We start from the raw sequence: 20,559 nt of genomic DNA on the forward strand, positions 1-20,559 counted from the left end.
GGGAAAAGACCGCAGCGCTCAAGCCGCGCGATTGCGGCCGGCGAGGGCGCCCCAGACGACCAGGACGACGATCGCGCCGACGACGGCGCCGATCAGCCCCGCCCCCTCTCCCGGCGCGTACCAGCCGAGGGACTGGCCGAGATAGGTGGCGACGAAGGCGCCGATGATGCCGAGAATCGTGGTCAGCACGAAGCCGGACGGCTCGTTCGAGCCCGGCATGATGAACTTGGCGACGACGCCGGCGACGAAGCCGATGATGATGGTCCAGATGATGCCCATGCTGCTGCTCTCCCTCCTGATGCGCCGCACATCAACCGCGACCGCGGCACAAAGTTCCGGCGGATGCCGGCGCCGGGACCCAACAAAAAAACCGACCCCTTTCGGGGTCGGTTCGTCCGCATCGTCGAAATCTCCGGACGGGCTGGGAGGTGCCCGCTTCGCCTCAGTGCAAGACTCGCTCCGGCATGGTCTGCCGTACGCGTTCGATCTCATCCCTCAGTTGCAACTTCTTCCGCTTCAGCTCCGCGACGTTGAGGTCGCTCGCCGACGGGCTCGCCACGGCCTGGGCGATCGCATCCTCAAGCTGACGATGCTTGCGCTCGAGTTCCGCAAGACGGGTTTGCAACGACATCTGGATCCTCCTGATGAGCGGTTGACGCCCCAATCTGACATAGAGCCGGCTGCGCGTCTGCCCTGTGATGTCACACGGCATTCATGAGATTCTGTGATCCTCACCGGCTCGCGCCCGGAAAGCCGTTAATAGGAGGCTTGCCGGTTCCGGCGCCGCTGCTGATTCTCTTGCGAGGCGCAGGGCGGCAAAGGCATAGTCTCGCCCAAGTGCGGCGATGATGAGATGGCCATGGGATTCGAGCTCAGTCCGGAAGAGGTCGAGACCTTCACCGCGGAACTGGCACGGCTGCGCGAGGAGCACCGCGATCTCGACAGCGCCATCGACGCGCTGGAGCGGGTCGGATCGATCAACCAGATCCAGGTCCAGCGGCTGAAGAAGCGCAAGCTCTACCTCAAGGACCGCATCGCCCAGATCGAGGACGCTCTCACGCCCGACATCATCGCCTGAAGCGGCGCCGTTCCGGGGCCGCCGCGCCCGATTCGCCCTTGCTTCCCGGCCCGGAGACGGTCTAGATCGCGCGCTTCCCGCAGCGGAGCCCGAGCGCAGCCATGGCCGAGACCAGCCCACCCGTCGCCATCATCATGGGCAGCCAGTCCGACTGGGCGACGATGCGTCACGCCGCCGAGGCTCTCGACGCGCTCGCGATCCCCTATGACGCCCGCATCGTCTCGGCGCATCGCACGCCCGAGCGGCTCTTCGCCTTCGCCAAGGGCGCCAAGGCCGAAGGCTTCAAGGTGGTGATCGCCGGCGCCGGCGGGGCCGCGCATCTGCCGGGCATGGCCGCTTCGCTGACGCCGCTGCCGGTCTTCGGCGTGCCGGTCGAATCCAAGGCGCTGTCGGGACAGGACAGCCTGCTCTCGATCGTCCAGATGCCGGCCGGCATCCCGGTCGGCACGCTCGCCATCGGCCGGGCCGGCGCCGTCAACGCCGCCCTGCTCGCCGCCGCCGTCCTCGCGCTTTCGGATGAGAAGCTGGCCGAGCGGCTCGATGCCTATCGCGCCCGCCAGAGCGCCGGCATCGCCGAGCGGCCCAGCCGCGAGGACGCATGAGCCCGCCCGTTCCCACCGGCCTTGCTCCCGGCGCCGTGCTCGGCATCCTCGGCGGCGGCCAGCTCGCCCGCATGATGGCGCTCGCAGCCGCCGATCTCGGCATCCGCTGCCACGTCTTCGCGCCGGAGGCCGACAGTCCGGCCTTCGATGTCGCCGCCCGCCACACCGTCGCGGATTACGAGGACGAGGCGGCGCTCGCCGGCTTCGCCGGGGCGGTCGACGTCGTGACCTACGAATTCGAGAACGTCCCGGCCGCGACCGCGGCCTTCCTCGCCGGGCGGGCGCCGCTCCATCCTGGCGCCCGCGCGCTCGCCGTGACCCAGGACAGGCTCAGCGAGAAGAGCTTCATCGCCGGGCTGGGCCTGCCCGTCGCGCCCTTCCGCGCCGTCGACAGCCTCGCCGACCTCGAGGCTGCCGTCGCCGAGCTCGGCCGGCCCTCGGTGCTGAAGACCCGCCGCTTCGGCTATGACGGCAAGGGCCAGGTCAAGATCGCCGCCGGCAGCGACCTCGCCGAGGCGCATGAGGCGATCGGCCGGTTCCCGGCGATCCTCGAAGGCTTCGTACCCTTCGTCCGGGAAGTCTCGGTCGTCGCCGCGCGCGGGATCGACGGTGCCTTCGCCGCCTTCGACGTCTGCGAGAACGAGCACCGCGACCATATCCTCGCCTTCACCCACGTCCCGGCGAATCTGCCGGCAGCCGCCGCCGACGCCGCCATCGACGCCGCGCGGCAGATCGGCGAGGCGCTCGGTTATGTCGGTGTCTTCGCGGTCGAGATGTTCGTGCTGGAAGGCAAGAGCGGCACCAACGCGCGCATCGTCATCAACGAGATCGCCCCGCGCGTGCACAATTCCGGTCACTGGACCAGCGAAGGCGCGCTGACCTCCCAGTTCCACCAGCATGTCCGCGCCGTCTGCGGCTTCCCCCTCGGGGCCACCGCCCGGCGCGGCCGAATCGAGATGGAGAACCTGATCGGCGACGCCGCCCTGCGCTGGCGCGAGATCCTGGCCGAACCCGGCGCGCATCTGCATCTCTACGGCAAGCGCGACGCCCGCCCCGGCCGCAAGATGGGCCATGTCACGCGCCTCGTCGGCGAGGACAAATGAGCGTTTCGCGGAGGCAGGTGGAAAACCGCGCCGGGCCCCTGTTTTTCATGGCCTTGTGGCGTGGACAGCCGAAATGAATTCTGCTATCGGCACGAACCTTCGAGCGATGCGTCCTGCGCTATCGCCGGCCCTCAATTTTGGATCAACCCGCTAAGGACGGACGTTTCACGTGCAGGTTCTCGTTCGCGACAACAATGTCGACCAGGCTCTCCGCGCTCTCAAGAAGAAGATGCAGCGCGAAGGTATCTTCCGTGAGATGAAGCTCCGCGGTCATTACGAGAAGCCCTCCGAGAAGAAGGCGCGCGAGAAGGCCGAGGCCGTCCGCCGCGCCCGCAAGCTCGTGCGCAAGAAGCTGCAGCGCGAAGGCCTGCTGCCCGCGCCGGCGAAGGCCAAGCGCCCCTGATCCATGCCGGGCGGCCTCTGGGCCGCCCTGGATGGGGCCGATACCGAAAGGCGCCTGGAGTCCGCTCCGGGCGCTCTTGTTTTTCGGCGGCGTTAACCAAGTTTTGGCGGGTTTGAGGCGTTCTCTCGCGAGGCGCTGTCGGTTGGGGAGCGCGATCACGCCGCGGCCGGCCGCTCGGGCCGGAGCCTGCCCCCCGGGGACGGCGCGGCAGGCGAAGCACGAAACCAAAGAGGCAGAGCATGATCCGAGGCAGTAACTGGCTGGTCGCAGCCGGCATGGCATTGGCGCTCGCAGGCTGCGACACCGTCTCCAACCTCTCCTCCCAGCCAGCCGTCGCCGAACTCGACACCCGCGACCAGGCCGACGCCAGCGTCAACATCGCCTCGCTCAGCGACGTCGTCAGCCGCAATCCCAACGACCCGGGCGCCTACAATACGCGCGGCGCTGCCTATGCCCGCACCGGGCGCTTCTCGGACGCCATCGCCGATTTCACCAAGGCGGTCCAGCTCGATCCCAACCTGGCCTCGGCCTATACGAATCGCGGCCTGGCGCTGCGCCAGAGCGGCCGCAACGACTCCGCGCTCGCCGACTTCAACCGCGCCACCACGGCCAACGCGAACTACGCGCCGGCCTATATCGCCCGCGCCAACCTGCTGCGCCAGCAGGGCAACAGCCAGCAGGCGATCGCCGACCTCAACACCGCGATCCGCCTCAACCCCGAATCCGCCGAGGCCTTCCACGCCCGCGGGCTCGTCTACCAGAAGGAAGGCCAGCACCAGCACGCCGTCACCGATTTCGATTCGGTGATCGACCGGAACCCCTACACCGCCCCGCCCTACATCGCGCGCGGCCAGAGCCTGAATGCGCTCGGCAAATACGACGCCGCGCTGGAGGATTTCACCGCCGCGCTCAACGTCGACAACCGCAACGCCGATGCCTGGGCCGGCCGCGGCTTCGCCTTCGAGAAGCTCGGCAAGAAGACCGAGGCCTCGGAAGCCTATCAGCGTGCGCTGAGCCTCGACGGCAACAACGCCCAGGCCCGTTCCGGCCAGTCCCGGCTGGGCGGTGGTGGCGGCGGCCTGTTCCGCTGATCCCTCGGCCGGTCCGGCCGGTGAACGCTCCTGAGCGGAGCCTCCCTCTCCCGCTTTGAGGCAGATGAAAGCGGCGTCAGGGCGATGTGTCCGGCGCCGCGGCTCCAGCCGCCACGGCCCGGCTCTCGGCGCCGGTGAAGGTACCGGCCGAGACCTCCCGCAGGAAGCGCCTGACCTCGGCCAGCGAGCCGTATTGCGGCAGGTCCTCATGCCGTCCCTCGGGAAAGCGCACCAGTCGCTTGGGCGGGTTCGCGAGGCCGTAAAGGGCTTCGCCCTGCGCGAAGGGTATGATGTGGTCGCGCTCGCCATGCAGGACGAGCAACGGCACCTTCACCCGCCCGATGATCTCGTCGGAGCGGAACTGGTCCTTCATCAGCAGGCCCACCGGCACATAGGGATAGGCCTCCTGCGCCACCGCCGCGGTCGAGAGATAGGGCGCCTCCAGCACCACGGCCTGCAGCGGCGCCTCGACCGCCAGCTTGAGCACCACGCCGGTTCCAAGCGATTCGCCATAGCCGACCAGCCGCCCGGCGCCGAAGCGGTCGGCGGCCGCGCCATAGGCGGCGCGCGCGTCCTGCAGCAGCCCCAGCTCGGTGGGGCTGCCGGTCGAGCCGCCATAGCCGCGATAGCTGATCGCAAAGAGGCCGGTGCCGTCCTCCGTCAGGGCCCGGAAACGGCCGGTCCGGCCGGCTCGCGCGAGATTGCCGGCATTGCCGTGGAAATAGAGCAGGACGGGCTTGTCGGCCCGCGGCGGCACGATCCAGGCGACGAGCCGCTCGCCATCGGCGGTGACGACGGTCGCCTCCTGCGCCGCGACCAGGCCGGCAGTTGCGATATCGGCCTTCGCCGGATCGCGTGGATACATCAGGGCGCGCTGCCGCAGATAGAGCGCGCCGAGCATGCCGAGATAGCCGACGAGGCCGAGGACGACGAACAGCTTCAGAAGGCGCAGGATCATCACGGCGGCCGGCCCGGAAAGCGAAAGGGCCGGCGATCAAGCCGGCCCTTTGCAGCAATCCGATGACGATGGGTTCCGGAGCCTGTCCCTGGCGGAAGCGGAAGCGCTTCCGTGGGACGCCTCAGTGCGCCATCGCCTTGACGATCTCGTCGGTGACCTTCTTGGCGTCGCCGAACAGCATCATCGTGTTGGGCATGAAGAACAGCTCGTTCTCGACGCCGGCATAGCCCGAGCCCATGCCGCGCTTGATGAACAGCACGGTCTTGGCCTTCTCGACGTCGAGGATCGGCATGCCGTAGATCGGCGAGGCCGGATCGGTCTTGGCCGAGGGGTTGGTGACGTCGTTGGCGCCGATGACGAAGGCGACGTCGGCCTGGCCGAATTCCGAGTTGATGTCCTCGAGTTCGAAGACCTCGTCATAGGGCACGTTGGCCTCGGCCAGCAGCACGTTCATATGGCCCGGCATGCGGCCTGCGACCGGATGGATGGCGTACTTGACCTCGACGCCCTCCTTCTTGAGCAGGTCGGCCATCTCACGCAGGGCGTGCTGCGCCTGCGCCACCGCCATGCCGTAGCCCGGCACGATGATGACCTTGCCGGCGTTCTTCATGATGTAGGCGGCGTCGTCCGGCGAGCCCTGCTTCACCGGCCGCGCCTCGACCTCCCCGCCCCCGGCCGCGGCGGTTTCCCCGCCGAAGCCGCCGAGGATGACGGAGATGAAGGAGCGGTTCATGCCTTTGCACATGATGTAGGACAGGATCGCGCCCGAGGAGCCGACCAGCGCGCCGGTGATGATCAGCGCCATGTTGCCCAGCGTGAAGCCGATGCCTGCGGCGGCCCAGCCGGAATAGGAGTTCAGCATCGAGACGACGACCGGCATGTCGGCGCCGCCGATCGGAACGATCAGCAGCACGCCGAGCCCCAGCGAGACCAGCACGATCAGCCAGAAGACGGTGTGGCTCTCGCTCTTGATGAAGATCGCCAGCAGGACGAGGAGCGCGATGCCCAGGCCGATATTGATGCCATGGCGCTGCGGCAGCAGGATCGGCTTGCCGCTCATCCGCCCGTCGAGCTTGAGGAAGGCGATGATCGAGCCGGTGAAGGTGATCGCGCCGATGGCGACGCCGAGCGCCATCTCGAACAGGCTCGCGCCCTTGATCGAGCCGGCATGGCCGATGCCGAAGGCCTCTGGCGCGTAGAGCGCCGCCGCCGCCACCAGCACGGCGGCGAGGCCGACCAGCGAATGGAAGAAGGCGACGAGCTGCGGCATCTGCGTCATCTGCACGCGCTTGGCCATCACGGCGCCGATGCCGCCGCCGATGGCGATGCCGATGATGACCAGCAGCCAGCCGGAGAAGCCGGCAGGCGGGAAGAACACCACCGTCGTGACGATGGCGATCGCCATGCCGATCATGCCGTAGCGGTTGCCCTGTCGCGAGGTCGTGGGATGCGACAGGCCGCGCAGGGCCATGATGAAGAGGACGCCCGAGACGACGTAGAGCAGGGCTGAGAGGTTCGCGGCCATGCCGATCAGCCCTTCTTCTTGTACATCGCGAGCATCCGCTCGGTGACGAGGAAGCCGCCGAAGATGTTCACCGAGGCCAGGATGAGCGCGAGGAAGCCGAAGACCTTGGCCCAGATCGGCCCGTCGCCGAGCGCAGGCAGGGTTTCGACGCCGACCGCCAGCAGCGCGCCGACGACGATGACCGAGGAGATGGCGTTGGTGACCGACATCAGCGGCGTGTGCAGCGCCGGGGTCACCGACCAGACGACGTAGTAGCCGACGAAGACGGCGAGCACGAAGATGGCGAGGCGGAACACCGTCGGGTCGACGCCGCCGGTCGCGATGCTGGCCGCGGCCGCCGCTTGGTCGGCATAGCGCTCGGCGAGCTCGGCTGCCTGCTTGGCCAGCGCGGCGGCGTTGCGCGCCTGTTCCAGAGCCTGTTCGGGAGAGGGATTTGCCATGGTCGGAATTCCTTCGCTCAGGCCTTCGGCGCGAAATTCGGATGGATGACGGCACCGTCCTTCGTCAGGGCGGTCGCCTTGACCAGCTCGTCGTCCCAGTTCACCGCGAGCTTCTTCTCGGCCTTGTCGATCAGCGTCTCGACGAAGGCGTAGAGGTTCTTGGCGTAGAGGGAGGAGGAGGTCGCGGGCAGCCGGCCGGGCACGTTGAGATGGCCGACGATCTTGACGCCGTTATCGGTCGTCACGACCTCGCCCGCCTTGGCCAACTCGCAATTGCCGCCGCGTTCGACCGCGAGGTCGACGATGACGGAGCCGGGCTTCATGCTCTCGACCATCGCCGCCGAGATCAGCTTCGGCGCCGGGCGGCCCGGGATCAGGGCGGTGGTGATGACGATGTCCTGCTTGGCGATGTGGCTGGCGGTCAGCTCGGCCTGCTTCGCCTGGTATTCCTTGGACATCTCCTTGGCGTAGCCGCCGGCGGTCTGCGCCTGCTTGAACTCCTCGTCCTCGACGGCGAGGAATTTTGCGCCGAGCGATTCGACCTGCTCCTTGGTGGCGGGGCGCACATCGGTCGCGGTCACGATCGCGCCGAGGCGGCGCGCGGTCGCGATCGCCTGCAGGCCGGCGACGCCGACGCCCATCACGAAGATCTTGGCCGCCGGCACCGTGCCGGCCGCGGTCATCATCATCGGCAGCGCCCGGCCATACTCGGCCGCTGCGTCGATCACGGCGCGATAGCCGGCGAGGTTGGCCTGCGAGGAGAGCACGTCCATCACCTGCGCGCGGGTGATGCGCGGCATGAACTCCATGGCGAAGGCCGCGACATTGGCCTTCGCCAGCGCCTCGACCTGAGCCTCGTTGCCATAGGGGTCCATCGTCGCGACGACGAGGGCCCCGGCCGGCAGGCCGGCGATCTCGCCCTCGCCCGGGCGGCGCACCTTCAGCACGATCGCGGCACCGGCGAGCGCTTCCGCCGCGGTTTTCGCGATGGTCGCGCCTGCTCCCTCATACTCCGCATCGGTGATGCCGGAGGCTTTGCCGGCCCCCGTCTCGATCACGACCTCGGCGCCGAGGCCCTTGAACTTGCGGACGGTCTCCGGCGTCGCGGCGACGCGGGTTTCCGCCCCTTGCGTTTCGGCTGGGACAGCAATGCGCATGGCGGGGGCAGGCCTTTCCGGCGTTATGGGGAGACTGTCAGAGCAGCAGCAGGGCGAGCAGCATCAGGACGAGCGAAACGGCCGGCGCCCGCCAGGAGATCGAGGTCGAGGCGATGCCGACGCCGGTGCCGACGACGGCGAGCAGCGTGCCGATCAGCGCCGTGCCCCAGGCATGCTTGGTGCCGCCGACGGCGAGCGCCGCCACGATGGCGAGCGAAGCGACCGTCGCGACCTCGGCGAAATGCACGAAGCCGGTATAGGTCCGTTCATGCTCCTGATAGTCCATCGCGGGGGTATCGGCATGCTGGGCGTGGTCGGCCATGGTCTCGATCCTGAAAAAGACACAGTCTCTTTAAGCCTGTAGCGCACCGGCGAGGCACGGGCAACGCGGCAGCTTGCTGCAACCGTGGAGCGCAACGCCAAGACATCTCAGAGCCATTCCCTAGCCGGCGCGCGTCATCATTTCAATCGATTTAAAACAGGAAATATTCTCCTCCCTCCCGTCGTTCAGGAGGGCATTAACGTCGCCGGGCATCGATGGGAGCCGGCCCGGCAGATTCGGCTATTTTCAGCGCCGTCGCGAGGAAGCCTCCATGGATGACCGGATCAAGCGAGCCGCGAAGGACGATCTCCTGGATCTCGACCCTGCGCTGCGCGAGAAGGCCAAGCTCTGGTTCGCCGAAGCGCGCGAGCAGACGCGGCGCGACGACGAGGAGGTCGCAGCATGGCGCCGCGCGCCCGGCGGTGGGGATGGCGGAAGCGGCGGCTTCGCCGACGACGGAGGCGATTGCGGCGGAGGTGACTGACCCGGCGGGAGCTAGGCCTTCAGGCCCGCCCCGGCCAGCGCCGCAGCCTGCCGCTCAGCGACACCCTGCACCGAGAACCCGTCGATCTCCGCCTCGAACAGCCGGTGGAAGTTCAGCTCGGCGTCGAGATGCAGGAAGACGCCGCCGAGCCCGATGGCGGCACGGTCCATGAAGACGAATTCGCGCGGCACGGTGACCGGCCCCCGTTTCTTCAGCTCCTGATGCACCTGGAAGGCTTGCTTGCGGCCGTATTCTGACGGGCTGACACCCTCGGCGATGCGCCGGGTCCGATCTTCGAGCAGCGGCCCGTAGATGAAGCGCGCCCAGATGTTGAGCGTATCGACGAGATCCTTGGTCAGCCCCTTGAAGCCCCAGGTCTCGTAGGCATGGACGACGCGCGCCTCCTCGCCGTCGCGCAGGCCGCGATAGAGATCGACCACCCCGCCGACGAAGGAGGGCGGGAAGATGCGGATGCAGCCATAGTCGAGCAGGTTGATGCCCTGCGGCTCGCCTCCCTCCGAGAACACCGTGTAGTTGCCGAGATGCGGATCGCCATGGATGACGCCGTGATGGCTGAAGGGGCGCCACCAGGCCTTGAACATCGCGGTCGAGATGCGGTCGCGAGCCTCCTGCCCGTCCTGCTTGTAGGACAGGATCGGGGCGCCCTCGAGCCAGTGCATGGTCAGCAGGCGCCGGGTCGAGAGCCCCGCCTCCACGGCCGGCACGCGCACCTCCGGCGTATCCGCCAGGATGGCCTGATAGAGCGCGATGTGCCGGGCCTCGCGGCGATAGTCGAGTTCCTCGCGCACCCGTGCGCCGATCTCCTTGGCGATCTCGCTGGTGTCGATCACCGCGCCCATGCGCCGGTGCAGCGCGAACAGCACCTCGAGCTGAGCGATATCGGCCTCCACCGCCGATTCCATGTCGGGATATTGCAGCTTGCAGGCGAGCGGCGCGCCCTCCGGGGTCGTCGCGCGGTGCACCTGGCCGAGCGAGGCCGCCGCCGCCGGCTTGAGGTCGAATTCGCCGAAGCGCTCGCGCCAGCCCGCACCGAGCTCCGCCATCATACGCCGCTTGACGAAGGCCGCGCCCATCGGCGGCGCCTGCGACTGCAGCTTCTGCAGCTCGGCCGCATATTCGGGCGGCACGACATCGGGAATCGTGGCGATCAGCTGCGCCACCTTCATGATCGGCCCCTTCAGGCCGCCGAGCGCCCTGGCCAGCGCCTCGGCATTGGAGGCGTCGCGCCCCTCGACACCGAAGAGCCGCGCCCCGGCGATGCGGGCGGCAACACCGCCGACATTGGCACCGACGCGGGCATAGCGCGCCGCTCGGGCGGAGAATCGGTTGGCTTCGGTGTCGCGCTCGGACATGTCGCTCATGGCTGGATCGAAGGACCTGCCCCTCATGTAGGGCCGAACGCCCCTTTCTCCAACGCTGCCGCGTGTCGAGGCGCGCGCCCGCGCGCTCCCGAATCCGGCCTCAGGCCGGTTCGGCCGCACGCAGGCAGATCCGCCGCGCCACCTCATAGGCGGTCTCGAAGGCCGGAACCGGCAGGAACTCGAAGCGCGAGTGGAAATTGTGGGCGCCGGTGAAGAAGTTCGGCGTCGGCAGGCCCCGCGCCGAGAGCGCCGCGCCGTCGGTGCCGCCCCGCATCGGAATCACCTTCGGCGCGATCCGGAGCTCCGCCAGCGCCGTCATCAGCAGATCGACCGAGCGCCGGTCCTCGCCCAGGCTGTCGCTGATGTTGCCATAGACGTCGTTCACCTCCGACGTCACCTTGCCGGTCGGATAGCGGTGCGCGACCGCCGCGGCGACCTCGCCGATCTTGCGCTTGCGCGCCTCGAAGGAGGCGCGGTCGAAATCACGGATATTGGCCCTGAGCACCGCCTGCGAGGCATTCGCATCGAGGCCGACGAACCAGACATAGCCCTCCCGGCCCTCGGTGTTCTCCGGCGTCTCGGCCCGGTCGAAGGCCGCCATGAAGTCCTGCGCCATCAGCAGCGGGTTGACCAGCACACCCTTGGCCGACATCGGATGGGCGGTCACGCCGGTGAAGACGATCTCGGCCATGGCGGCGTTGAAGTTCTCCCAGACGACCTCGCCGACCTCGCAGCTGTCGATCGTGTAGGCGAAGTCGCAGGGGAAGCGGGCGAGGTCGAGCGCCTTGGCGCCGCGCAGGCCGATTTCCTCATCCGGCACGAAGGCGACATGAATGTCGCCATGCGCGTCCTTGGCCTTGAGCCGCGCCAGCAGCGTCATGACGATCGCGATCGCGGCCTTGTTGTCAGCGCCGAGCACGCTGGTGCCGTCGCCGAAGACGACATCGCTGCCCTTGTAGGGTGTGATCTCCGGATGCTCGGCGACGCGCAGCCAGATGTTCTGCTCGCTGTTGAGGCAGAGATCCTTGCCCTCGAAACGCAGCAGCTGCGGCTTGATGATGGGGGACAGGCCGACATCGACCGTGTCGAGATGGGCGATGAAGCCGATCCGCGGCGCGCCCGGCCGGGTGCCGCGCTTGAGAGCGGTCACGGTGGCGTGGTCGTCAATCACCACCTGCTCCAATCCGAGCTCGCGCAGCTCCGCGGCGAGCAGCTCCGCCAGGGCCTGCTGACCCGGCGTGCTCGGCAGCACCGTCGCCGCCATGTCGCTCTGGCTCTCCACCGCGACATAGCGGAAGAAGCGCTCGAGCAATTCTTCGCGCAGGCTCATCGAATATCCCCCTTGGCCGGCTGCGACAGCCGGCTCCTCACTTCGTCCGGGCTCGCGGGCCGGCAGCACAGACGCTCCTCGCCCCGCCCCTTGCGGCTTTGCGCAGACCGTAAGCCGCATCGCCCGGGCTTGTCAGCCCGCCCGGCCGCTGGGCAGGATCGGCCGGAACGCATGGAATAGCGGAGCGGACCCGTGCTCGAACGCGGCATCACCTATGACGACACGCTGCGCCGCTTCGCCTGGCGCATCCCCGAGCGCTTCAATATCGGCACCGCCTGCTCGGACGCCCATGCCGACGGCACCGGCCGCCCCGCCCTGATCTTCGAGGAGGAGGGCGGCCGGGTCGCCACGCTCTCCTTCGACGATCTCGCCCGCGCCTCGAACCGCTTCGCCAACCTGCTCGTCCATCACGGCATCGGGCCGGGCGAGCGCGTCGGCATCCTGCTGCCGCAATCGCCGCAGACCGCGATCGCCCATCTCGGCGCCTACAAGCTCGGCGCCATCGCCCTGCCGCTCTTTATCCAGTTCGGGCCCGAGGCTTTGGAGCATCGCCTCGGCCATAGCGGCGCCAGCGTGCTCGTCACCGATGCGGAGAACATCGGCAAGGTCGAGGCGATCCGCGATGCGCTGCCGAACCTTCGCAAGATCTTTGTCGTCGGCGGCGCCGGCCATCTCGATTTCGAGGCGGAGATGGCCAAGGCTTCCGACCGCTTCCAGGCCGCCGACACCCGCGCCGACGATCCGGCCGTGATCATCTACACCTCCGGAACCACCGGAAAGCCGAAGGGCGCGCTGCATGCGCACCGCGTCCTGCTAGGCCATCTGCCCGGCGTGCAGATGCCGCAGGAATTCTTCCCGCAGGCGCATGACCTGTTCTGGACACCAGCCGACTGGGCCTGGATCGGCGGCCTGCTCGACGTGCTCCTGCCCAGCCTCTATTGCGGCGTGCCGGTGCTGGCCTCGCGCGCCCGCAAATTCGACCCCGAGGCCGCCTTCGCGTTGATGGCGCGCCATAAGGTGCGCAACGCCTTCCTGCCGCCGACGGCACTCAAGCTGATGCGGCAGGTCGGCAATCCCCAGCGCTTCGGCTATGCGATGCGCTCGATCGGCACCGGCGGCGAGACGCTCGGCGCCGACATGCTCGACTGGAGCCGCGAGACCTTCGGCTTCCCGGTCAACGAGTTCTACGGCCAGACCGAGGCGAACCTGCTCGTCTCGAATTGCGCGGGCCTCTATCCCGTGAAGCCGGGCTCGATGGGCTGCGCCGTGCCGGGCCACCGCGTCGCGGTGATCTCGCCAGAGGGTCGCGAACTGCCGGATGGCGAGCAAGGGCTGATCGCGGTCGCGAGGCCCGATCCGGTGATGATGCTGGAATACTGGAACCAGCCCGAAGCCACGGCGGCAAAGTTCATCGGCGACTGGCTCGTCACCGGCGACAGCGGCGCGCGCGACGAGGAGGGCTATTTCTGGTTCCAGGGCCGCGACGACGACCTCATCTCCTCAGGCTCCTACCGCATCGGGCCGGGCGATATCGAGGACTGCATCATCCGCCATCCGGCGGTACTGATGGTCGCGGTCGTCGGCGTGCCCGACCCCGTCCGCACCGAGATCGTCAAGGCTTTCGTCCTGCCGAAACCCAATGTGACGCCAACGGCGGAGCTGGCGGCCGAGATCCAGGCCTTCGTGCGCGACCGTCTGGCGGCCTATCAGTATCCGCGCGAGGTCGAGTTCGTGACCGAGCTGCCTATGACAGCCACCGGCAAGATCATGCGCAAGGATCTGCGCACCCGGGAGATCGCGAAGCGGCGGGACGGTTGACGCCTGCCGTCATGCTCGGGCTTGGCCCGAGAATGACGAGGTGGTTAGCGCGCCTCCAGCACGAGCTCGAAGGTCATCAGCACCGGATTGTCGCCGCGCTTCAGCCGCCCGCTCGCCAACGCTCCGCTGTAGTCGACCAGAGCGACATCGATCGTCGCCTCAAGCCCACCGGCGCCGGCCACGATCCGCCCCTCCGTAATCGCAACCTCCGTCGCGAAGTTCTCGACAACCCCGCCGTCGACGAACCGCGCCCCGATGGTCGAGCCGACGCCGCCATGGATCACCGCCTCGCGGATACCGTGCTCGGCGCCGAACGCTTCGAGCACCCCGCAGAAATCGACATTCGGCTTCACCCTGAGCGCGAAGAACCGCCCCTCCTGCGCAGCCTTCGACGGCGCCGCCGGTTTCGGTCCGAACAGCTTGAAATTCGTCTCGCCATCCGGCTCGGCTGTGTAGATCGCACCATCGAGCCCGACCGCCTGCAGCGTGATCGTCTCGGCCACAGTCGTCTCGTCCGGCAGGATATGCCCGCCGCTGCGCTTGCCATCGCCCTCCGTCCACAGCGCATGAGCGTGGAAGAAAGGCGCACCGTCGCGCTCGCCGAAGGTCATCGCGCCGAGTTCGATCCGTGCCCCGCCCTCCGGCCGGAAGGTTTCGCTGTAGAAGGCGGCATGTTCCGGCGTCTTGGACAGCGCCGGCATCACATAGGCGAAGGGCGAAAGCTTCAGCCCGTCGAGCTTCACCACGCCGGAGCCGAACCCCTCCGCCGCAAATCCACTTCTGACCGCCTCCAGGAGCGGCTCCCCGGCCGGCAACGTCAGCGAGAAGGGCCGCCCGCCGCACTCCACCCACTGGATGCGCTCAGGGCTACCGGTGCCGGGCTGCTCGATGCGCCTCGAAGGAATGTCCATCATATCAGCCCTCATCCTGAGGAGCCGCGCAGCGGCGTCTCGAAGGATGTTCCAGATGGTTCCGGAGCCTCCTGAAACATCCTTCGAGACGCGGGCCATGCCCGCTCCTCAGGATGAGGGCTGCGGATCGGTTGAAAGGGCATGTCACGATGCCTTCCCCTTCAGGAAGTCGAGCTCGCCGCGCTTCTCCAGCTCGTCCTTGACGAGGCGCTTCGGCACCTTGCCATAGCCCGATTTCGGCAGCGCCTCCCAGAACAGGAAGCGCTTCGGCATCTTGTAGCGCGCGATCTTCGGGCCGAGGAAATCGGCGATCTCGGCCTCGGTCGCGTTCTGGCCCGGCCGGTTCACGCAGACCGCGATGCCGATCTCGCCCCAGACCGGATCGGGCACGCCGAGCACGGCAACCTCGGCGATCGCCGGATGGGTCAGGATCTTCTCCTCGATCTCGCGCGGATAGATGTTCGAACCGCCGGAGATGTACATGTCCGAGGCCCGGCCGGTGATGTAGACGAAGCCCTGCGCGTCCATATGGCCGAGATCGCCGGTGCGGAACCAGCCGTCGCGGAAGGACTTCGCGTTGGCTTCCGGGTTGTCGTAATAGCCCGCGAAGACGGCCGGGCCGATCACGCAGATCTCGCCCTGAACGCCCGGCTCGACTTCCTTGCCCTCGTCGTCCTGAATCTGCACCTGCATGCCCGTGCGCTCGAAGCCGCAGGTGCCGATGCGCGCCTGCGGGCCGTCCTCCGGCTCGTGCAGGGCCGGCGGCAGGACGGTGATGTTGCCGGTGACCTCGCCCAGCCCGAAATACTGCACGATCACCTTGCCGAGCTTTTTCAGCGCCGCCTTCTGGTCCTCGCGATACATCGGCGCGCCCGCATAGATGATGTAGCGCAGGCTGGAATGGTCGTGCTGGTCGGCGGCGGGATGCTCGACCAGCATCTTCAGGATCGTCGGCACGGTGAAGATGTTGGAGATGCGGTGCTTCGCGATCAGCCGGTAGGCCTCGTCGATGTCGAAGCGCTCGGTCGAGAGCAGGATCGAGGTCGCGCCGCGCGCCGACATCATCAGCTGGTGCACGCCCGCGCCATGCGAGAGCGGTGCGACCACCAGCGAAGCATCCTTCTCGGTCGAGCCGGGCACGAGATCGCAGAGATGGTTGGTGATGACGAAGCCCATCTGGCCATGGGTCAGCACCGCGGCCTTCGAGCGCCCGGTCGTGCCGGAGGTGAAGAAGAACCAGCAGGGGTCGTCATGCTCGACCGCGGCATTCTCGACCCTTTCGCCACGATGGCGCGCAATCACGGCCCCGACCTCGGCCTCGCCGAAGGCCCCCTCGCCGATCCGCCAGGTGAATTCCGGCGCCGGGGCGGCAGCCGCGACGGCCGCCGCATGCTCCGGGAAATCGCCATGGCAGAGGAAGCCCTTCGCACCTGAAGCCGTGGCGAGATAGGCGACCTCGTCCGGCAGCAGGCGGAAATTCGTCGGCACCCAGACGGCGCCAAGCCGGAAGGTCGCGAACATCGAGACGAACATCGCGTCGCAGTTCTTGGAATGGACGAGCACGCGGTCGCCCTTGCCGATGCCGCGCGCGCTCAGGCCCGCCGCCAGCGCCGAGACCTGAGTCTCCATCTCCGCCCAGTCGAGCGTCTTCTCGCCCCAGATGAAGGCGGGATGCGCCGGCAGCCGGCGCGCGTTCTGAGTCACGATATGGGCAAGGTTCATCACCCGCCGCGTCATCGGCACGACGCCCCCGGCCGGGGCTGCGGTTGCGGAGCTCATCTTGCGGCTCTCCCTGTCTCGATTGGTGCGGGCGCGGCAGCGGCCATGGCCTCTTTGCCTTGCTTCGATACGAACATCTGTGCCAGCAGCGCTTCCATCCGGGCGGCCTCGCGCGCCAGGAGCGCGGAGAGTTCCGCCTGACGCGCCGGCAGCATGCGGCTGTCGATCGCCGCGAGCGACAAGGCCCCCGCGACGCGCCCGTCCGGATAGCGGAACGCCCGACCGATGCCCCAGGAACTGGCGACCAGCCGGCCGGGATTGAGCGAGAAGCCGCGCTCGCGCGTGACGGCGATATCGGCGCGCATTGGCTCCGGCGCGAAACCGGGATAGCGCGCCAGCAGCACCGGCTCATTGGCGGCGATGATGCGGTCCACATCCTCGTCCGGCAGCGCCGCCATGATCGCGAGCGAGCCCGCACCGACTCCGAGCGGATGCTGGTCCCCGGTCTGCAACGCATGGGTCCGCACCGGATAGGTGCCCTCCTCGCGATGCAGGCAGATCGCGTAGTTCTCGCGTCGCACGGTGAGGAAGCTCGTATCCTGGGTCTGCGCCGAGAGTCGGCGCAGGCCGTCCATCGCCAGTTCGAGCAGGCCGTGGCGGCGCGCCGCCAGCACGCCCAGCACGAAGGCCTCCTCGCCCAGGCAATAGCGGCGCGTCTGCGGTTCCTGCTCGACCAGCCCGGCTCGCATCAGCGCCAGCAGCAGGCGCCGGGCCGTCGGCTTGTTGAGGCCGCTTCCCGAGACGATCTCGCCGAGCGGCAGCCCCTCGGCGGGCTCCCGCCCGATCAGCGAGAGCAGCCCCAGAGCGCGGTCGACGCTCTGCGAGCCGGACAGCCCGGCTCCCGGCACGGAATTTTGCGGCAAGCGCTCCTCCAAATGGTCCATGATATGGACCTTGTTCTTATGCCCCAACCGTAGATTGGCGCTTTCCGGATTGCAATGCCGTCCTCCTCGTGTAATCTGCCCGCCGCCCCGCTGTATGGCTATTCACAGTGTGGACCACAATCGACGCCGACCATCAGACAAGATCGGCGCGGAGGGAGGAACGGAACGATGGCCCTCGAGGCAACCTGCGTAGCGGGCGCGTCGCGCCCGTCGACCGGCGTCTGAGGTCGCCTATGGTCGATGTCGTCGATACGCTGCACATCCCGGAGAATCTGAGCGAGAACGAGGACGCCCGCCCCGGCTCGGCGATCATGCGACCGGTCGAGATCGTCGCCGCCGCGCTGGTCGCCTTCATCATCGGCGTGCTGCTGCTCGGCGTCGTCTCGCGCTATGTCTTCTCGCTGCCCTTCGTCTGGGTCGACGAGGTCGCATCGATCGCCTTCATCTGGCTCGCCATGCTCGGCGCCGCCATCGCCGTGGACCGCAACGAGCATCTGCGGCTGACGCTCTTCGTCGGCATGATGTCGGCCCGGCTGCGCGAATTCGTCGAAACGCTGGCTCTGCTCGCGGTCGCCGCCTTCCTGGGCGCGATGGTCGCCCCGGCCATCGAATACGCGGTGGAAGAGAGCTACGTCACCTCGGCCGCCCTCAACATCCCCGTCAGCTGGCGTGTCTCGGCGATCGCCGTCGGCATCGTGCTGATGCTGCTGCTCACCCTGCGCTATGTCTTCAAGACCGGGCGGCTCGTCGACATCGCCGCCGCGGCACTGGTCGTCGGCGGCCTCGGTCTCGCCTTCTGGCTGCTCGGGCCGACGCTGAAGGGGCTCGGCTACTACAACATCCTGATCTTTCTGATCGGGATCGTCGCCGTCTGCCTCGTCGCAGGCGTTCCCATCGCCTTCTGCTTCGGGCTCGGCACGCTCGCCTTCCTCGTCTTCTCGACCAGCGTGCCGACCGTGGTGATGATCGGGCGCATGGACGAGGGCATGTCGAGCCTCATCCTGCTCTCCGTGCCGATCTTCGTGCTGCTCGGCTGCATCCTCGACGCCACCGGAATGGGCAAGGCGATCGTCGATTTCCTCGCCTCCCTGCTTGGCCATGTCCGCGCCGGCATGTCCTATGTCCTGCTCGGCTCGCTCTACCTGGTCTCGGGCATCTCGGGCTCCAAGGTCTCGGACATGGCGACCGTCGCTCCGGCGCTCTTCCCGGAGATGAAACGGCGCGGCTACAAGCCCAAGGACCTGATCGCGCTGCTCTCCACCGGCGCAGCCATGGCCGACACCGTGCCGCCTTCGATCGTGCTGATCGTGCTCGGCTCGGTCGCCGGCGTCTCGATCGCGGGCCTGTTCAATGCGGGCTTCGTCATCGCCGGCGTGCTGCTCGTCGCGCTCGCGGGTCTCGCCCGCTGGAAGGCGGCAGCGGAGGACATGAAGGGCGTTCGCCGCGCCCCGCTCGCCGTGATCGGCAAGGTCGCGATCGTCGCGGCGCCGGCGCTGGTCCTGCCCTTCATCATTCGCGCGGCGGTGGGCGGCGGCGTCGCCACCGCGACCGAGGTCTCGACCATCGCGGTGCTCTATGCGCTCGTGATCGGCATCGTGCTCTATGGCGGCATCGGCCTGCGCAAATTCTACCAGATGCTGGTCGAGACGGCCGCGCTCTCCGGCGCGATCCTGGTGATCCTCGGCACCGCGCTCGCCATGGCCTGGGCCCTGACCCAGACCGGTTTCGCCCGCGATCTCGCCGTCTTCATGGCGAATCTGCCTGGCGGCTGGCTCACCTTCATGGCGGTGACCATCGTCGTCTTCATGATCCTCGGCTGCGTGCTGGAGGGGCTGCCGGCGATCGTGCTGATGGCGCCGCTGATGTTCCCGATCGCCAAGAATCTCGGCATCAACGACGTGCACTATTCGATGGTCGTCGTCACCGCGATGAACATCGGCCTGATGGCGCCGCCGATCGGCATCGGCTTCTACATCGCCTGCAAGATCGGCAACGTCTCGCCCGACGAGGCGATGGGCGCGATCTGGCCCTATCTCATCGCGCTGATCGTCGGCCTTGTCGTCATTGCCCTCGTCCCCGGCCTCTCGACCTGGGTGCTGTGAAGCTCAACGCCAACCACAAGAAACCAGCAAGAAAACAGACGCTCTCAAGGAGAAAACGCCCATGACCATCTCGCGCCGCACCCTGCTCCAGGCGACAGCCGCCGCCTCCGCAATCGGCACCTTCCATATCGGCCGCGCCAACGCCCAGGCCGCCGAGTTCACCTATAAATACGCCAACAACCTGCCCGTCGCGCACCCGATGAACACGCGCGCCAACGAGGCCGTGGCCAAGATCAAGGAAGAGACGAAGGGTCGGGTCGACATCCAGATCTTCCCGAACAACCAGCTCGGCTCCGACACCGACATGCTGAGCCAGGTCCGCTCCGGCGGCGTCGAGTTCTTCACGCTGTCGCCGCTGATCCTGTCGACGCTGGTCGCCAACGCCTCGCTCTCCGGCATCGGCTTCGCCTTCCCGAACTACGACGCCGTCTGGAAGGCGATGGACGGCGAGCTCGGCGCCTATGTCCGCGGCCAGATCAACAAGGCCAACCTCGTCGTCATGGACAAGATCTGGGACAACGGCTTCCGCCAGATCACCTCGTCCAGGGGCCCGGTCGCCACGCCCGACGACCTGAAGGGCTTCAAGATCCGCGTTCCGGTCTCGCCGCTCTGGACCTCGATGTTCACCGCCTTCCAGTCGGCCCCGGCCTCGATCAACTTCGCCGAGGTCTACACCGCGCTGCAGACCAAGATCGTCGACGGCCAGGAGAACCCGCTCGCCATCATCGCGACGGCCAAGCTCTTCGAGGTGCAGAAGTACCTCTCGCTGACCAACCACATGTGGGACGGCTTCTGGTTCCTGGCCAACCGCCGCGCCTGGGAGAAGCTGCCGGAGGACCTGCGCGCCATCGTCGCCAAGAACATCAACGCCGCCGCGGTGCTGGAGCGCGAGGACGTCGCCAAGCTCAATGCCGGCCTGCAGGGCGAGCTGGTCTCGAAGGGCATGGTCGTCAACGAGGCCAAGGCCGACGCCTTCCGCGACGCGCTGCGCAAGGCCGGCTTCTACGCCGAGTGGAAGAAGAAGTACGGCGACGAGGCCTGGGGCATCCTGGAAAAGGCGGTCGGCAGCTCGCTGAGCTGACAACGCCATAATTCCCTCAGCCCTCATCCTGAGGAGCGGGCACGAGCCCGCGTCTCGAAAGCTGTTTCAGCGTGCACTGGAGCATCCTTCGAGACGCCGCTTTGCGGCT

21 protein-coding genes are annotated in these 20,559 nt (G+C 67.8%); 9 read left to right on the top strand and 12 right to left on the bottom strand.

Going from position 1 to position 20,559, the window contains the following annotated elements:
* Nucleotides 1–18 precede the first annotated feature (18 nt).
* Nucleotides 19–279 carry a GlsB/YeaQ/YmgE family stress response membrane protein gene (locus tag B5Y19_RS17825; RefSeq protein ID WP_055728070.1) on the bottom strand — a complete coding sequence of 87 codons (261 nt, stop codon included), beginning with the start codon at nucleotides 277–279 and terminating at the stop codon, nucleotides 19–21.
* Between the two features lie 163 nt (nucleotides 280–442).
* Nucleotides 443–631: a YdcH family protein gene (locus B5Y19_RS17830; protein ID WP_055728188.1), complete on the bottom strand. Its 189-nt coding sequence runs from the start codon at nucleotides 629–631 to the stop codon at nucleotides 443–445.
* Between the two features lie 228 nt (nucleotides 632–859).
* On the opposite strand from B5Y19_RS17830, the gene B5Y19_RS17835 reads away from it, so the two are divergent.
* From B5Y19_RS17835 to B5Y19_RS17855, 5 genes are all read left to right on the top strand, one after another.
* On the top strand, nucleotides 860–1,078 hold the full coding sequence (locus tag B5Y19_RS17835) for a YdcH family protein (protein ID WP_055728071.1): 219 nt from the start codon (nucleotides 860–862) through the stop codon (nucleotides 1,076–1,078).
* A gap of 101 nt (nucleotides 1,079–1,179) precedes the next feature.
* Nucleotides 1,180–1,680, top strand: coding sequence for a 5-(carboxyamino)imidazole ribonucleotide mutase (purE, locus tag B5Y19_RS17840; protein ID WP_055728072.1), 501 nt, complete (start codon nucleotides 1,180–1,182; stop codon nucleotides 1,678–1,680).
* Entirely contained in the window at nucleotides 1,677–2,783 is a 1,107-nt protein-coding gene (locus B5Y19_RS17845; RefSeq protein ID WP_055728073.1) for a 5-(carboxyamino)imidazole ribonucleotide synthase, read from the top strand. Before purE ends, B5Y19_RS17845 begins: the two co-directional genes overlap by 4 nt.
* Nucleotides 2,784–2,952: 169 nt before the next feature.
* Nucleotides 2,953–3,186, top strand: a complete 234-nt coding sequence (rpsU, locus tag B5Y19_RS17850; RefSeq protein ID WP_055728074.1) for a 30S ribosomal protein S21 — start codon at nucleotides 2,953–2,955, stop codon at nucleotides 3,184–3,186.
* 239 nt (nucleotides 3,187–3,425) lie between these two features.
* Entirely contained in the window at nucleotides 3,426–4,277 is an 852-nt protein-coding gene (locus B5Y19_RS17855; RefSeq protein ID WP_055728075.1) for a tetratricopeptide repeat protein, read from the top strand.
* A 76-nt stretch (nucleotides 4,278–4,353) separates the two neighbouring features.
* Here B5Y19_RS17855 and B5Y19_RS17860 read toward each other — a convergent pair whose 3' ends face one another.
* The 5 genes from B5Y19_RS17860 to B5Y19_RS17880 all read right to left on the bottom strand — a co-directional run bounded on the left by B5Y19_RS17860 (nucleotide 4,354) and on the right by B5Y19_RS17880 (nucleotide 8,679).
* A complete protein-coding gene (locus B5Y19_RS17860; RefSeq protein ID WP_055728076.1) occupies nucleotides 4,354–5,235 on the bottom strand; it encodes an alpha/beta hydrolase in 882 nt (293 codons plus the stop codon).
* Nucleotides 5,236–5,356: 121 nt separating this feature from the next.
* A complete protein-coding gene (locus tag B5Y19_RS17865; RefSeq protein WP_055728077.1) occupies nucleotides 5,357–6,760 on the bottom strand; it encodes an NAD(P)(+) transhydrogenase (Re/Si-specific) subunit beta in 1,404 nt (467 codons plus the stop codon).
* A 5-nt stretch (nucleotides 6,761–6,765) separates the two neighbouring features.
* On the bottom strand, nucleotides 6,766–7,200 hold the full coding sequence (locus tag B5Y19_RS17870; RefSeq protein ID WP_055728078.1) for an NAD(P) transhydrogenase subunit alpha part 2: 435 nt from the start codon (nucleotides 7,198–7,200) through the stop codon (nucleotides 6,766–6,768).
* A gap of 17 nt (nucleotides 7,201–7,217) precedes the next feature.
* Nucleotides 7,218–8,357: a Re/Si-specific NAD(P)(+) transhydrogenase subunit alpha gene (locus B5Y19_RS17875; RefSeq protein WP_055728079.1), complete on the bottom strand. Its 1,140-nt coding sequence runs from the start codon at nucleotides 8,355–8,357 to the stop codon at nucleotides 7,218–7,220.
* Nucleotides 8,358–8,394: 37 nt separating this feature from the next.
* Nucleotides 8,395–8,679, bottom strand: coding sequence for an aa3-type cytochrome c oxidase subunit IV (locus B5Y19_RS17880; protein ID WP_055728080.1), 285 nt, complete (start codon nucleotides 8,677–8,679; stop codon nucleotides 8,395–8,397).
* A gap of 271 nt (nucleotides 8,680–8,950) precedes the next feature.
* Here B5Y19_RS17880 and B5Y19_RS17885 point away from each other — a divergent pair, with 271 nt between their 5' ends.
* A complete protein-coding gene (locus B5Y19_RS17885) occupies nucleotides 8,951–9,163 on the top strand; it encodes a hypothetical protein (RefSeq protein WP_055728081.1) in 213 nt (70 codons plus the stop codon).
* An 11-nt stretch (nucleotides 9,164–9,174) separates the two neighbouring features.
* Here the strand turns inward: B5Y19_RS17885 and B5Y19_RS17890 are convergent, their stop codons facing one another.
* Together B5Y19_RS17890 and pepT are read right to left on the bottom strand one after the other, a co-directional pair.
* On the bottom strand, nucleotides 9,175–10,536 hold the full coding sequence (locus B5Y19_RS17890; protein ID WP_055728189.1) for an ABC1 kinase family protein: 1,362 nt from the start codon (nucleotides 10,534–10,536) through the stop codon (nucleotides 9,175–9,177).
* A gap of 109 nt (nucleotides 10,537–10,645) precedes the next feature.
* Nucleotides 10,646–11,875 (bottom strand): peptidase T, encoded by a 1,230-nt coding sequence (gene pepT, locus B5Y19_RS17895; RefSeq protein ID WP_079591876.1) that lies wholly within the window; start codon nucleotides 11,873–11,875, stop codon nucleotides 10,646–10,648.
* 192 nt (nucleotides 11,876–12,067) lie between these two features.
* Here pepT and B5Y19_RS17900 point away from each other — a divergent pair, with 192 nt between their 5' ends.
* Complete coding sequence (locus tag B5Y19_RS17900; protein WP_055728083.1) at nucleotides 12,068–13,693, top strand: acyl-CoA synthetase; 1,626 nt, start codon at nucleotides 12,068–12,070, stop codon at nucleotides 13,691–13,693.
* 44 nt (nucleotides 13,694–13,737) lie between these two features.
* Here B5Y19_RS17900 and B5Y19_RS17905 read toward each other — a convergent pair whose 3' ends face one another.
* From B5Y19_RS17905 to B5Y19_RS17915, 3 genes are all read right to left on the bottom strand, one after another.
* Entirely contained in the window at nucleotides 13,738–14,604 is an 867-nt protein-coding gene (locus B5Y19_RS17905) for a PCC domain-containing protein (protein ID WP_055728190.1), read from the bottom strand.
* Nucleotides 14,605–14,748: 144 nt separating this feature from the next.
* Nucleotides 14,749–16,383 carry an acyl-CoA synthetase gene (locus tag B5Y19_RS17910; protein ID WP_079591895.1) on the bottom strand — a complete coding sequence of 545 codons (1,635 nt, stop codon included), beginning with the start codon at nucleotides 16,381–16,383 and terminating at the stop codon, nucleotides 14,749–14,751.
* Nucleotides 16,380–17,246 carry an IclR family transcriptional regulator gene (locus B5Y19_RS17915; protein ID WP_244555630.1) on the bottom strand — a complete coding sequence of 289 codons (867 nt, stop codon included), beginning with the start codon at nucleotides 17,244–17,246 and terminating at the stop codon, nucleotides 16,380–16,382. Before B5Y19_RS17915 ends, B5Y19_RS17910 begins: the two co-directional genes overlap by 4 nt.
* A gap of 254 nt (nucleotides 17,247–17,500) precedes the next feature.
* Here B5Y19_RS17915 and B5Y19_RS17920 point away from each other — a divergent pair, with 254 nt between their 5' ends.
* Both B5Y19_RS17920 and B5Y19_RS17925 read left to right on the top strand, forming a co-directional pair.
* Nucleotides 17,501–19,369 carry a TRAP transporter large permease gene (locus B5Y19_RS17920; protein WP_055728084.1) on the top strand — a complete coding sequence of 623 codons (1,869 nt, stop codon included), beginning with the start codon at nucleotides 17,501–17,503 and terminating at the stop codon, nucleotides 19,367–19,369.
* Nucleotides 19,370–19,430: 61 nt separating this feature from the next.
* Entirely contained in the window at nucleotides 19,431–20,450 is a 1,020-nt protein-coding gene (locus tag B5Y19_RS17925) for a TRAP transporter substrate-binding protein (protein WP_055728085.1), read from the top strand.
* Nucleotides 20,451–20,559: the final 109 nt, after the last annotated feature.

The sequence above is a fragment of the Allobosea thiooxidans genome (assembly GCF_900168195.1).
GTDB lineage: Bacteria > Pseudomonadota > Alphaproteobacteria > Rhizobiales > Beijerinckiaceae > Allobosea > Allobosea thiooxidans.